This is a genomic window from Klebsiella sp. 1SOBk10mer (assembly GCF_046602535.1).
GTDB classification, from domain to species: Bacteria; Pseudomonadota; Gammaproteobacteria; order Enterobacterales; family Enterobacteriaceae; genus Klebsiella; species Klebsiella quasipneumoniae.
The window spans coordinates 44,270-57,708 of the sequence record NZ_JBKIUP010000002.1 but is presented as its reverse complement, the minus strand read 5'-3'; the positions used below and the strand labels follow the sequence as shown (position 1 = coordinate 57,708).

Sequence of the window (13,439 nt, the reverse complement as noted above, 5' to 3'; positions counted from 1 at the left end):
TGGTTCCTTTTTTAACCATATAACCAAAGTTATGTTCGGATCTTATAACAGATCGCTTCATTCTCGGCGTGGGTATGACAAAATAGCGGTTTTGTGTTGGCTTGTGGAGTCGCCCGTGCAGGATCGCAATTTCGATGACATTGCTGAAAAGTTTTCGCGCAATATTTACGGCACCACAAAAGGCCAGCTGCGCCAGGCGATCCTCTGGCAGGATCTGGAGCCGCTGCTGGCGCAGCTGGGGCCGGGGCCGCTGAGGGTACTGGATGCCGGCGGCGGCGAAGGGCAAACGGCCATTAAAGTGGCGCAACTGGGCCATCACGTGACGCTGTGCGATCTCTCCGCTGAAATGGTGGCCCGCGCCCGCCAGGCTGCTGTCGATAAAGGTGTGATCGACAACATGCATTTTGTACAATGCGCGGCTCAGGATATTGCGCAGCACTTGGAAAGCCCGGTCGATCTGGTACTGTTTCATGCGGTGCTGGAGTGGGTGGCGGAGCCCCAGGCGGTGCTGCGTACCCTGTGGTCGACGCTGCGTCCTGGCGGCGGCTTGTCGTTGATGTTCTACAATGCTAACGGCCTGCTGATGCACAATATGGTTGCCGGTAATTTCGATTACGTACAACTGGGCATGCCAAAAAAGAAAAAACGCACGCTGTCGCCGGACTATCCGCGTGAGCCGCAGCAGGTTTATCACTGGCTGGAAGAGATTGGCTGGCAGATTGTCAGCAAAACCGGCGTGCGGGTGTTTCATGATTATCTGCGTGAAAAACGCCAACAGCATGACAGCTATGCGGCGCTGCTGGAGCTGGAGACGCGCTACTGTCGTCAGGAGCCGTACCTCAGCCTGGGCCGTTATATTCATGTCACCGCGCTTAAGAGCCAGGCTCATAGCCGCAGATGCAAGGATAAAGTATGAGTGAATTTTCCCAGACAGTCCCCGAACTGGTTGCCTGGGCCAGGAAAAATGATTTTTCTATCTCGCTGCCGGTCGACAGACTCTCTTTCCTGCTGGCGATCGCCACCCTGAATGGCGAACGGCTGGAAGGGGAAATGAGCGAGGGAGAACTGGTGGATGCGTTCCGCCACGTGAGTGATGCGTTTGAGCAGACCAGCGAAACCATCAGCCAGCGCGCCAATAACGCCATCAACGATTTGGTGCGCCAGCGTCTGCTGAACCGCTTTACCAGCGAAATTACCGAAGGCAATGCAATCTATCGTCTGACGCCGTTGGGGATCGGGATCACCGATTATTATATCCGGCAGCGCGAATTTTCGACGCTGCGTCTCTCGATGCAGTTGTCGATCGTCGCCGGCGAGCTGAAGCGCGCGGCGGATGCTGCGGAAGAGGGCGGCGATGAGTTTCACTGGCATCGCAACGTTTTTGCCCCGCTGAAGTATTCGGTAGCGGAAATTTTCGACAGCATCGACCTGACGCAGCGCATCATGGATGAGCAGCAGCAGCTGGTGAAAGACGATATCGCGCAGCTGTTGAACAAAGACTGGCGCGCGGCGATTTCCAGCTGTGAACTGTTGCTGTCGGAAACCTCCGGCACCCTGCGTGAACTGCAGGATACGCTGGATGCGGCGGGGGATAAGCTGCAGGCGAATCTGTTGCGCATTCAGGATTCGACCATGGCGCGCGATGATCTCCATTTTGTCGACCGGCTGGTGTTCGACCTGCAAAGCAAGCTGGACCGCATCGTCAGCTGGGGCCAACAGGCGATTGACCTGTGGATCGGCTATGACCGCCACGTGCACAAGTTTATCCGTACCGCTATCGATATGGATAAGAACCGCGTCTTCGCCCAGCGTCTGCGCCAGTCGGTACAGACCTATTTTGATGAGCCGTGGGCGCTGACTTACGCCAACGCCGACCGTCTGCTGGATATGCGCGACGAGGAGATGGCCCTGCGCGATGAAGAGGTCACCGGCGAGCTACCGGCGGACCTCGAATTTGAAGAGTTTAACGAAATTCGCGAGCAGCTGGCGGCGCTGATCGAAGCGCAGCTGGCGGTCTATAAAGAGAAAGGAATACCGCTGGATCTCGGCCTGGTGGCGCGGGAGTTCCTGGCGCAGTATCCGCGCGGGCGTCACTTCGACGTGGCGCGGATCGTCGTGGATCAGGCGGTACAGCTGGGCGTCGCCCAGGCAGATTTCACCGGACTGCCAGCCAAATGGCAGCCGATTAATGATTACGGAGCCAAGGTACAGGCGCATGTCATTGACAAATATTGAACAAGTGATGCCGGTTAAGTTGGCGCAGGCGTTAGCCAATCCGTTATTTCCGGCGCTGGACAGCGCCTTGCGCGCGGGCCGACATATCGGCCTCGACGAGCTGGATAATCACGCATTTTTGATGGACTTCCAGGATTATCTGGAAGAGTTTTACGCTCGCTATAACGTCGAGCTGATCCGCGCGCCGGAGGGGTTTTTCTACCTGCGCCCGCGTTCCACAACCCTGATTTCACGCTCGGTGCTGTCCGAACTGGATATGATGGTGGGCAAAATTCTTTGCTATCTCTATCTCAGCCCGGAGCGCCTGGCAAACGAAGGAATTTTCACCCAGCAGGAGCTGTATGACGAGCTGCTGACCCTGGCGGATGAATCCAGGCTGCTGAAGCTGGTCAACAACCGTTCCACCGGTTCGGATCTGGACCGTCAGAAGCTGCAGGAAAAAATGCGCGCGTCGCTAAACCGCCTGCGCCGTCTGGGGATGGTGTGGTTTATGGGCCACGACAGCAGTAAGTTCCGCATTACCGAATCGGTATTCCGCTTTGGCGCCGATGTACGCGCCGGCGACGACCCGCGCGAGGCGCAGCGCCGCCTGATCCGCGACGGGGAAGCGATGGCCCTGGAAAATCACCTGCAGCTCAATGATGAGAATGAAGAGAACCAGCCGGATAGCGGGGAGGAAGAGTAATGATTGAACGCGGTAAGTTTCGCTCGCTGACGCTGGTTAACTGGAACGGCTTCTTTGCCCGGACCTTTGATCTTGATGAACTGGTCACCACCCTCTCCGGGGGGAACGGCGCCGGTAAGTCGACGACCATGGCGGCCTTCGTCACGGCGCTGATCCCCGATTTAACCCTGCTGCACTTCCGTAACACCACCGAAGCGGGGGCCACCAGCGGCTCACGCGATAAAGGCCTGCACGGTAAGCTGCGCGCCGGCGTCTGTTACTCAGTGCTCGACGTTATCAACTCCCGCCATCAGCGCGTGGTGGTCGGCGTGCGCCTGCAGCAGGTTGCCGGGCGCGATCGCAAAGTCGATATCAAGCCTTTCGCCATTCAGGGGCTGCCCACCTCTATCCTGCCGACCCAGCTGCTAACCGAAACGCTGAACGATCGCCAGGCGCGCGTAGTCAGTCTCAATGAGCTGAAAGACAAGCTCGAGGCGATGGAAGGGGTCCAGTTTAAGCAGTTCAACTCGATCACCGAGTATCATTCGCTGATGTTCGATCTGGGCGTGGTGGCGCGCCGTCTGCGTTCCGCCTCCGATCGAAGTAAATATTATCGCCTGATCGAGGCCTCGCTGTACGGCGGGATCTCCAGCACCATTACCCGCTCGCTGCGCGACTACCTGTTGCCGGAAAACAGCGGCGTGCGTAAGGCATTCCAGGATATGGAAGCGGCGCTGCGGGAAAACCGCATGACTCTCGAGGCGATCCGCGTCACCCAGTCCGATCGCGATCTGTTCAAACATCTGATTAGCGAAGCCACCAACTACGTGGCGGCGGACTATATGCGTCACGCCAACGAGCGGCGTATTCATCTTGATAAGGCGCTGGAGTATCGTCGCGATCTCTTTACCTCGCGTTCGCAACTGGCGGCGGAGCAGTATAAGCACGTCGACATGGCGCGCGAGCTGCAGGAGCATAACGGCGCAGAAGGCGATCTGGAAGCGGATTACCAGGCCGCCAGCGATCACCTGAACCTGGTGCAGACCGCGCTGCGTCAGCAGGAAAAAATCGAGCGCTACGAAGCGGATCTCGACGAGCTGCAGATCCGTCTGGAAGAGCAGAACGAAGTGGTGGCGGAAGCCATCGATCGCCAGGAAGAGAACGAAGCCCGCGCCGAGGCCGCCGAGCTGGAAGTGGATGAGCTGAAAAACCAGCTCGCCGACTATCAGCAGGCGCTTGACGTGCAGCAGACCCGAGCCATTCAGTATCACCAGGCGCTGCAGGCGCTGGAGCGCGCGAAGGCGCTGTGCCATCTGCCGGACCTGACGCCGGAGAGCGCCGACGAGTGGCTGGAAACCTTCCAGGCGAAAGAGCAGGAAGCGACGGAGAAAATGCTGTCGCTGGAACAGAAAATGAGCGTGGCGCAAACCGCGCACAGCCAGTTTGAACAGGCCTACCAGCTGGTGGCGGCGATTAACGGCCCGCTGGCGCGCAATGAAGCCTGGGACGTGGCGCGCGAATTGCTGCGCGACGGCGTGAACCAGCGCCACCAGGCCGAGCAGGCGCAGGGGCTGCGCAGCCGCCTCAACGAGCTGGAGCAGCGCCTGCGCGAGCAGCAGGACGCCGAGCGCCAGCTGGCTGAGTTCTGCAAACGCCAGGGCAAACGCTACGATATCGACGATCTGGAAACGCTGCATCAGGAGCTGGAAGCGCGCATCGCTTCGCTGGCCGACAGCGTTTCTAACGCTCAGGAACAGCGCATGACCCTGCGCCAGGAGCTGGAGCAGCTGCAGTCGCGCACTCAGACGCTGATGCGCCGGGCGCCGGTCTGGCTGGCGGCGCAGAATAGCCTTAACCAGCTGTGCGAGCAGAGCGGCGAGCAGTTTGAGTCCGGCCAGGAGGTTACCGAATACCTGCAGCAGCTGCTGGAGCGCGAGCGCGAAGCTATCGTTGAACGTGACGAGGTCGGCGCCCGCAAGCGCGCCATCGACGAAGAAATCGAGCGTCTCAGCCAGCCGGGCGGTTCGGAAGATCCGCGCCTCAACGCGCTGGCGGAACGGTTCGGCGGCGTTCTGCTGTCCGAGATCTACGATGATGTTAGCCTTGACGATGCGCCGTACTTCTCCGCGCTGTACGGTCCGTCGCGCCATGCCATCGTGGTGCCGGATCTGTCGCAGGTAGCCGAGCAGCTTGAAGGGCTGGAAGATTGTCCCGAAGATCTCTATCTGATCGAAGGCGATCCGCAGTCCTTTGACGATAGCGTATTCAGCGTGGACGAGCTGGAAAAAGCGGTGGTGGTGAAGATTGCCGACCGCCAGTGGCGTTATTCGCGCTTCCCGTCGCTGCCGCTGTTTGGCCGCGCCGCGCGTGAAAACCGCATTGAAACCCTGCATGCCGAGCGTGAATCGCTGTCCGAGCGTTTTGCGACCCTGTCGTTTGACGTGCAGAAAACACAGCGTTTGCATCAGGCTTTTAGCCGCTTCATTGGCAGCCATCTGGCGGTGGCCTTCGAGGACGATCCGGAAGAAGAGATCCGCAAACTCAACAGCCGCCGCGGCGAGCTGGAGCGCGCGCTGAGCGCCCATGAAAGCGATAACCAACAGAACCGCGTGCAGTATGAGCAGGCGAAAGAGGGCGTGTCGGCGCTTAACCGCCTGCTGCCGCGCCTGAATCTGCTGGCGGATGATACGCTGGCCGACCGCGTGGACGAGATCCAGGAACGTCTGGATGAAGCGCAGGAGGCCGCGCGCTTTATTCAGCAGCACGGCAATCAGTTGGCGAAGCTGGAGCCTATTGTTTCGGTGCTGCAGAGCGATCCGGAGCAGTTTGAGCAGCTGAAAGAAGATTACGCCTATGCGCAGCAGACCCAGCGCGATGCGCGCCAGCAGGCTTTTGCCCTGGCGGAGGTCGTCCAGCGCCGGGCCCACTTCAGTTACTCCGATTCGGCGGAAATGCTCAGCGGCAACAGCGATCTCAACGAGAAGCTGCGCCAGCGTCTGGAGCAGGCGGAAACCGAACGCAGCCGCGCGCGCGACGCGATGCGTGCCCATGCGGCGCAGCTTAGCCAGTACAATCAGGTGTTGGCCTCGCTGAAGAGCTCGTATGACACCAAGAAAGAGCTGCTTAACGATCTGTATAAAGAGCTGCAGGACATTGGCGTACGCGCCGATGCCGGCGCGGAAGAGCGGGCCCGTGCGCGTCGCGATGAGCTGCACATGCAGCTGAGCAATAACCGCTCCCGTCGCAATCAGCTGGAGAAAGCGTTGACCTTCTGCGAAGCGGAAATGGACAACCTGACCCGCAAACTGCGCAAGTTAGAGCGCGATTATTGCGAAATGCGCGAGCAGGTGGTGACCGCTAAGGCGGGCTGGTGCGCGGTGATGCGCCTGGTGAAAGACAACGGCGTCGAGCGTCGTCTGCACCGCCGCGAGCTGGCCTATCTTTCCGCCGACGAGCTGCGCTCCATGTCGGATAAGGCGCTCGGTGCGCTGCGTCTGGCTGTCGCTGATAACGAACATCTGCGCGACGTGCTGCGTATCTCGGAAGATCCGAAGCGTCCGGAGCGCAAAATTCAGTTCTTCGTTGCCGTTTACCAGCATCTGCGCGAGCGTATCCGCCAGGATATTATCCGCACCGATGATCCGGTGGAAGCGATCGAGCAGATGGAGATTGAGCTCAGCCGCCTGACCGAAGAGCTAACAAACCGCGAACAGAAGCTGGCCATCAGCTCCCGCAGCGTGGCCAACATTATTCGCAAAACCATTCAGCGCGAGCAGAATCGTATCCGGATGCTCAATCAGGGATTGCAGAGCGTCTCCTTCGGCCAGGTCAATAGCGTGCGTCTGAACGTCAATGTGCGTGAGACCCATTCGATGCTGCTCGATGTGCTCTCCGAGCAGCATGAACAGCATCAGGATCTCTTCAACAGCAACCGCCTGACCTTCTCGGAAGCGCTGGCTAAGCTCTATCAGCGCCTGAATCCGCAGATCGACATGGGGCAGCGCACGCCGCAAACCATCGGTGAAGAGCTGCTCGACTACCGCAACTATCTGGAGATGGAAGTGGAAGTTAACCGCGGCTCCGACGGCTGGCTACGCGCGGAGTCCGGCGCGCTGTCCACCGGGGAAGCGATCGGTACCGGGATGTCGATTCTGGTGATGGTCGTCCAGAGCTGGGAAGATGAATCCCGCCGGCTGCGCGGCAAGGATATCTCGCCTTGCCGTCTGCTGTTCCTCGATGAAGCGGCGCGTCTCGATGCCCGCTCCATCGCCACGCTGTTCGAGCTGTGCGAACGTCTGGAGATGCAGCTGATTATCGCGGCGCCGGAGAACATCAGTCCGGAGAAAGGCACCACCTATAAACTGGTGCGTAAAGTGTTCAATAATCACGAACACGTCCACGTGGTGGGGCTGCGCGGGTTTGCCGCGCCGCTGCCGGAAGCGCTGCCGGGAACGGCCGACGCCTCCTGAGGCTGCGGCTACATTCTGGCGGTTAAGCGGTGAAGAGGGCAACGTTAAGTTGCCCTTTTTTTCTATCCAGCCCGGCATGTCAGGGTGGTATAATCTTTAAACTTCTTTACATTAGGTAAGGCAAAAGTCTTTTCGTCTTTATATACTGAAAAAGAGCCCCAATTTTGTGGGCTGCAATGTGTGACAACAGGGGGCAAGGGATGTTGCTAAAGAAACGGTATGGTCGTCCATTGTCAGCGCTCAGCCTGAGCCTGGCACTGGCATTTGCTCCGCTGTTCAATGTCCAGGCCGAAGAGCCTGAAGTCGTACCCGGCGACAGTTCCGCGACGCCCGCTGAGGTCTCTGTCGCGCTGGCGCAAAGCGATGGGCAATCGCCGGCGGTCGCGAAGCTGGCCGGTGAGCAGCCGCTGTCGATGGCGACGGCGGCAAACAGTCGCGCCCAGATCGAGGCGCTGTTGCCGGCAGGGTATAAACCCGTCTTTATGAATCCGCTGGTGTCGCTGTACGCCGCCAGGGATATGAAACCGATGTGGGAAAACCGCGAGGCGGTGCAGGCGTTCCAGCAGCAGCTGGCGGAGATCGCCATCGCCGGTTTTCAGCCGCAGTTTACCACCTGGGTCAGTCTGCTGACCGATCCCGCCGTCAGCGGCATGGCGCGCGATGTGGTGCTGTCGGACGCCATGATGGGCTATCTGCACTTTATCAGCGGCATCCCCACCCAGGGGACCCGCTGGTTGTACAGTTCAACGCCGTACAAGATGGCGACCCCGCCGCTGTCGGTGATTAACCAGTGGCAGCTGGCGCTGGACAATGGCTCCCTGCCGGCGTTTATCGCCGGCCTGGCGCCGCATCATCCGCAGTATGAAGCCATGCATCAGTCGCTGCTGGCGCTGGTGGCTGATTCTCGCCCGTGGCCGCAGATGACCGGCAGCGGCTCGCTGCGCCCCGGCGAATGGAGCAATGATATCGGTGCCCTGCGCGAGATCCTCCAGCGTACCGGGATGCTGGACAATACCGCCAATATCGTTCTGCCTGGCGATGTGGTGAGCCCGTCGGCGAAGAAAAAGAGCAAACCCGCGGCGCGCGGCGTGTACGATCGCCAGCTGGTGGAGGGGGTTAAGCGCTTCCAGGCGATGCAGGGGCTGGGGGCGGATGGCGTCATCGGCCAGTCGACTCGCGACTGGCTCAACGTCTCTTCCGCGCAGCGCGCAGGGGTGCTGGCCCTGAATATTCAGCGTTTACGCTTACTGCCGGGCAAACTATCCACCGGCATTATGGTCAATATTCCGGCGTTCTCGCTGGTCTATTACCAGGACGGCAGCCAGGTGCTGGCCTCGCGGGTGATTGTGGGGCGTCCGGACCGCAAAACGCCAATGATGAGCAGCGCGCTGAATAACGTGGTGGTCAATCCGCCGTGGAACGTGCCGCCAACCCTGGCGCGCAAAGATATCCTGCCGAAGGTGCGTAACAATCCAGGCTATCTGGAGCAGCATGGCTACACCGTGATGCGCGGCTGGAACAGTAAAGAGACCATCGATCCTTATCGGGTTGACTGGTCGACCATCACCGAGAACAACTTACCGTTCCGCTTCCAGCAGGCGCCCGGGGCGCGTAACTCGCTCGGACGCTACAAGTTCAATATGCCGAGCTCCGATGCCATCTACCTGCACGATACGCCGAACCATAATCTGTTCCAGAAGGATGTTCGTGCGCTCAGTTCCGGCTGTGTGAGGGTGAATAAGGCTTCGGAGCTGGCCAATATGCTGCTGCAGGATGCGGGCTGGAATGACTCGCGTATTTCTGATGCCCTGAAGCAAGGGGACACGCGCTATGTCAATATTCGGCAAAATATACCGGTGAATTTATATTACTTAACGGCGTTTGTGGACGCTGATGGACATACACAATATCGAACAGATATTTACAATTACGATATCACTGCGCGATCCAGCGCACAAATTCTGACGAAAGCTGAACAATTAATCAGGTAAATGAAGTAGTTCAATGGATTTTGTTGTCCTAGCACTGGGTAAAAAAGGGCGCTGCTCCTCTGCAGCGCCCGATTTTCCTGGGGTGAGGCTGCCTTGACGTTGGCAATAATGCCCGGTAAGGTGCCTTTCGTGCGCCAGAAGTGCATATACATATCATTCCGCTCAATGCGTAGCGCGGTCAGCGCGAACGCTCTCTTTTGCCGGGCTGCATCAAGGCTGTGGCGAGCGATGGCGTGCTGAGGTTCTGCATCGCGCAAGGCGGAAAAAGTATATAACGATTCATTGACTGTAGACCTGATTATCATGGACAAATTTGACGCTAATCGCCGCAGATTGCTGGCGTTGGGTGGTGCTGCGCTGGGTGCTGCCGCCATTCTCCCTGCGCCGGCATTTGCCACCCTCTCGACCCCCCGTCCGCGTATTTTGACGCTGAATAACCTGCATACTGGTGAATCACTCAAGGCGGAGTTTTTCGATGGCAGAGGCTATATTCAGGATGAATTAGCAAGACTTAACCATTTTTTCCGTGATTACCGCGCGAATAAAATTAAGTCCATCGATCCAAATCTGTTCGATCATCTTTATCGGTTGCAGGGACTACTTGGCACCAACAAACCTGTCCAGCTTATCTCTGGCTATCGTTCCCTCGATACCAATGATGAGCTTCGCGCACGAAGCCGTGGTGTAGCAAAACACAGCTATCACACCAAGGGGCAGGCAATGGATTTCCATATTGAAGGTATTTCGTTAAGCAATATTCGCAAAGCGGCGTTATCTATGCGCGCAGGTGGTGTAGGATATTACCCACGTAGTAACTTTGTGCATATTGATACCGGTCCCGTAAGGCACTGGTAACGAAAGGAGCGTCATGAACTATCGTATTATTCCGGTTACCGCGTTCGCGCAGAACTGTTCTCTTATCTGGTGCGAACAAACCCGGCTGGCGGCGCTGGTCGATCCTGGCGGCGATGCTGAACGTATCAAAGCGGTGGTGACGGAGGCTGGCGTCACGCTGATGCAGATTCTGCTGACGCATGGCCACCTCGATCACGTCGGCGCCGCTGCGGAACTGGCGGAGCATTATGGCGTGCCGGTTATTGGTCCGGAAAAAGAAGATGAGTTCTGGCTGGAAGGCTTACCGGCGCAAAGCCGGATGTTCGGCCTGGAGGATTGCCAGCCGCTGCGTCCGGATCGCTGGCTTAATGAAGGCGACGTGGTTAATGTGGGGAATGTGGCGCTGCGGGTGCTGCACTGCCCAGGCCATACTCCTGGTCATGTGGTCTTCTTTGATGACGCTTCCCGACTGCTTATTTCCGGGGATGTGATTTTCAAAGGCGGAGTGGGGCGCAGTGATTTTCCACGCGGCGACCATGGGCAGCTGATCGCGGCCATTAAGGATAAGCTGTTGCCGTTGGGCGATGACGTGACCTTTATTCCCGGCCATGGTCCGCTGTCGACGCTGGGTGAGGAACGCCGCAACAACCCGTTCCTGCAGGATGAGATGCCGGTCTGGTAACCCACCTGACGCGAACATAAAAAAGGCCGCATTCGCGGCCTTTTTCTTGATATCGAATAATATTGCTTACAGCACGGCGACGATGGCTTCGCACAGCGGCGCCATGTTGTCAGGCGTCATGCCGGCCACGTTGATACGGCCGGACGCGACCGCATAAATGGCGAACTCTTCACGCAGACGCAGCACCTGCTCTTTCGTCAGGCCGCTGAACGAGAACATACCGTTCTGTTTGCTGATAAAGCTGAAGTCGCGGCTCGCGCCTTTCTCCTGCAGGGTGTTGACGAACAGCAGTCGCATGCGCTGAATGCGCTGGCGCATATCGGTCAGCTCCTGCTCCCAGATCGCCCTCAGCGCATCGTTGCTCAGAATGGTCGCCACCACGGACGCGCCGTGCGCAGGCGGGTTGGAGTAGTTAGCGCGGATCACCGACTTCATCTGGCTGAATGCGCGGTCTACAGTCTCCTGATCGGCGGCGACCAGAGTGCAGGCGCCGACGCGCTCGTTGTACAGGCCAAAGTTTTTCGAGTAGGAGCTGGCGACCAGCAGCTCTTTATGCAGAGCAGCAAAGGCGCGCAACCCTTCAGCATCTTCTTCCAGGCCGCGGGCGAAGCCCTGATAGGCGAAATCGAACAGCGGCAGCCAGCCTTTCTCGACCGACAGCTGCGCCAGCGTCTGCCACTGATCGAGCGTGGGATCGATACCGGTCGGGTTGTGGCAGCAGCCGTGGAACAGTACCACGTCGCCCGCCTGGGCTTCGTTCAGGCTGGCAAGCAGACCATCAAAGTCCAGCGCGTGGTTAGCCGCGTCGTAGTAGGCATATTCACGCACTTCCAGCCCGGCGGAGGTAAACACACTCTTATGGTTTGGCCAGCTCGGGTTGCTTACCCACACGCGTTTCACGTCGGTGTTTTCGGCGAGGAAGTCTGCGGCGACGCGCAGTGCACCGGTACCGCCCGGGGTCTGCGCGGTGCGGGCGCGTTTATCGGCGATAATCGCATTGCCTTTACCGAACAGCAGCTCCTGGGTGCAGCGACCAAATTCAGGAATACCATCGATGCCCAGATAGTTTTTAGTCGTTTCATTTTCCAGCAGGTACTGCTCTGCTTTTTTGACGCTGGTCAGAACGGGGGTTTTACCAGTTTCATCCTTGTAAACACCAATTCCGAGGTTAATCTTTTCAGGGCGGTCATCGGCACGAAACAGATCGGCCAGACCTAAAATCGGGTCGGCTGGGGCGGCGGTAATGTTCTCAAACATGACGAGGTTCCATTGTGATTACTGAAGGGAAATCCGCTATCAGGTTAACGGGAGAACAACGAATTGCCAACCGTTTGCGACAAAAAGCGCGAAGGTTTTCGAAAGATACGATCTTTGCCTCACGAATAGAGAAAAGCAGGACCGAAGTCCTGCTCTGAAGGCATATCACGAAGGGGTGTACTGCAAATTAGAACTGGTAAACGATACCCACGGCCGCCTGGTCGTCGGTCGCTACGCCAGCTTCACGCGTATAAGCGTTGTCGTCCAGTTGGTTGAACTTGTACGCCGCATAGACGTTCATGTTCTTGTTGAAGTAGTACCAGGTACCCACTTCGACGTATTTAACCAGATCCGCATCGCCGCCGGAGAAGCCGCCGCGCGCCTGCAGGTCTTTGCCTTTGGTCTGTACGTAGCCGATGGACGGACGCAGGCCGAAGTCGAACTGATACTGTACAACGGCTTCGAAGTTCTGGGTTTTGCCAGCGAAGTAGTTACCCTGGTTTTCCGGGGTCATGTTGTAAGTCTGGGAGTACATGACGGCCGCGTAAACGTTGTTGGCGTCATATTTTGCAGAGGTTGCCCAGGCTTCGGCTTTGTCGCCATTGCCGTCAGCTTTCTGATCTACGCTACGGTTGGAACCGGAGTAGCCAGCAGACAGCGCAATACCGTTGTCGAACGCGTAGGTCGCCGCGGTGCTGAAGCCGTCGCCATTCTGCTTGTGAATCGAACGGTCGTGGTCGTTTTTACCCTGGTACTGCAGCGCGAAGCTCAGGCCGTCAACCAGACCGAAGAAGTCAGAGTTACGGTAGGTTGCCACGCCGTTGGTACGGCCGGTCATGTAGTTGTCGGTGTAGTTCCAGCCGTCGCCGCCCCATTCAACCAGCATATCGGTTGCTGCTTCGACGTCGTAGATTGCGCCGTAGTTACGGCCGTAGTCGAATGAACCATACTCGCCCGCTTTCAGACCTGCGAACGCCAGACGGGTTTTGGTCGGCTGGGAACCTTCAACATTGGAGGCGTCCATGTTGTATTCCCACTGACCGTAGCCGGTCAGCTGATCGTTGATCTGAGTTTCGCCTTTCAGGCCGATACGGGCGTAGGTGGTATCGTCGCTGCTGGTGTCGCCATTGGTGGTCCAGACGTGCTCGCCGACCATTTTTCCATAGAAGTCCAGTTTGTTGCCGTTTTTGTTATAGATTTCTGCAGCGTTAGCTGCACCGGCTACCAGCAGGGCAGGGATCACCACTGCCAGAATATTGCGCTTCATCATTATTTATTACCCTCATTAATATTTTTTATATGAACAC

General features: G+C 57.9%; 9 protein-coding genes. 7 read left to right on the top strand and 2 right to left on the bottom strand.

Going from position 1 to position 13,439, the window contains the following annotated elements; genetic code table 11:
- The first annotated feature begins 115 nt into the window (after nt 1-115).
- The 7 genes from cmoM to ACLH1I_RS06035 all read left to right on the top strand — a co-directional run bounded on the left by cmoM (nt 116) and on the right by ACLH1I_RS06035 (nt 10,875).
- Nucleotides 116-916: a tRNA uridine 5-oxyacetic acid(34) methyltransferase CmoM gene (gene cmoM, locus ACLH1I_RS06065; RefSeq protein WP_017899447.1), complete on the top strand. Its 801-nt coding sequence runs from the start codon at nt 116-118 to the stop codon at nt 914-916.
- Nucleotides 913-2,235, top strand: coding sequence for a chromosome partition protein MukF (mukF, locus tag ACLH1I_RS06060; protein ID WP_002898189.1), 1,323 nt, complete (start codon nt 913-915; stop codon nt 2,233-2,235). Before cmoM ends, mukF begins: the two co-directional genes overlap by 4 nt.
- On the top strand, nt 2,216-2,920 hold the full coding sequence (gene mukE, locus ACLH1I_RS06055; RefSeq protein ID WP_004150840.1) for a chromosome partition protein MukE: 705 nt from the start codon (nt 2,216-2,218) through the stop codon (nt 2,918-2,920). Before mukF ends, mukE begins: the two co-directional genes overlap by 20 nt.
- The gene (gene mukB, locus ACLH1I_RS06050; RefSeq protein WP_023320073.1) at nt 2,920-7,368 is read left to right on the top strand and encodes a chromosome partition protein MukB; all 4,449 of its coding nucleotides are present in this window, start codon (nt 2,920-2,922) and stop codon (nt 7,366-7,368) included. The genes mukE and mukB overlap by 1 nt, the downstream gene beginning before the upstream one ends.
- Nucleotides 7,369-7,568: 200 nt before the next feature.
- A complete protein-coding gene (gene ldtD / locus ACLH1I_RS06045) occupies nt 7,569-9,359 on the top strand; it encodes a L,D-transpeptidase (protein WP_064794439.1) in 1,791 nt (596 codons plus the stop codon).
- A gap of 303 nt (nt 9,360-9,662) precedes the next feature.
- Nucleotides 9,663-10,214: a YcbK family protein gene (locus ACLH1I_RS06040; RefSeq protein ID WP_004201403.1), complete on the top strand. Its 552-nt coding sequence runs from the start codon at nt 9,663-9,665 to the stop codon at nt 10,212-10,214.
- A gap of 13 nt (nt 10,215-10,227) precedes the next feature.
- Nucleotides 10,228-10,875, top strand: coding sequence for an MBL fold metallo-hydrolase (locus tag ACLH1I_RS06035; protein WP_004201404.1), 648 nt, complete (start codon nt 10,228-10,230; stop codon nt 10,873-10,875).
- 66 nt (nt 10,876-10,941) lie between these two features.
- Here the strand turns inward: ACLH1I_RS06035 and ACLH1I_RS06030 are convergent, their stop codons facing one another.
- Nucleotides 10,942-12,132: an amino acid aminotransferase gene (locus ACLH1I_RS06030; protein ID WP_004201405.1), complete on the bottom strand. Its 1,191-nt coding sequence runs from the start codon at nt 12,130-12,132 to the stop codon at nt 10,942-10,944.
- Nucleotides 12,133-12,319: 187 nt separating this feature from the next.
- Complete coding sequence (gene ompK35 / locus ACLH1I_RS06025) at nt 12,320-13,402, bottom strand: porin OmpK35 (RefSeq protein ID WP_004201406.1); 1,083 nt, start codon at nt 13,400-13,402, stop codon at nt 12,320-12,322.
- Nucleotides 13,403-13,439 lie beyond the last annotated feature (37 nt).

Coding starts and splice junctions, on each gene's coding strand:
- mukF (WP_002898189.1), top strand. CDS start 913: ATGAGTGAATTTTCCCAGACAGTCCCCGAACTGGTTGCCTGGGCCAGG.
- mukE (WP_004150840.1), top strand. CDS start 2,216: ATGTCATTGACAAATATTGAACAAGTGATGCCGGTTAAGTTGGCGCAG.
- mukB (WP_023320073.1), top strand. CDS start 2,920: ATGATTGAACGCGGTAAGTTTCGCTCGCTGACGCTGGTTAACTGGAAC.
- ldtD (WP_064794439.1), top strand. CDS start 7,569: ATGTTGCTAAAGAAACGGTATGGTCGTCCATTGTCAGCGCTCAGCCTG.
- ACLH1I_RS06040 (WP_004201403.1), top strand. CDS start 9,663: ATGGACAAATTTGACGCTAATCGCCGCAGATTGCTGGCGTTGGGTGGT.
- ACLH1I_RS06035 (WP_004201404.1), top strand. CDS start 10,228: ATGAACTATCGTATTATTCCGGTTACCGCGTTCGCGCAGAACTGTTCT.
- ACLH1I_RS06030 (WP_004201405.1), bottom strand. CDS start 12,132: ATGTTTGAGAACATTACCGCCGCCCCAGCCGACCCGATTTTAGGTCTG.
- ompK35 (WP_004201406.1), bottom strand. CDS start 13,402: ATGATGAAGCGCAATATTCTGGCAGTGGTGATCCCTGCCCTGCTGGTA.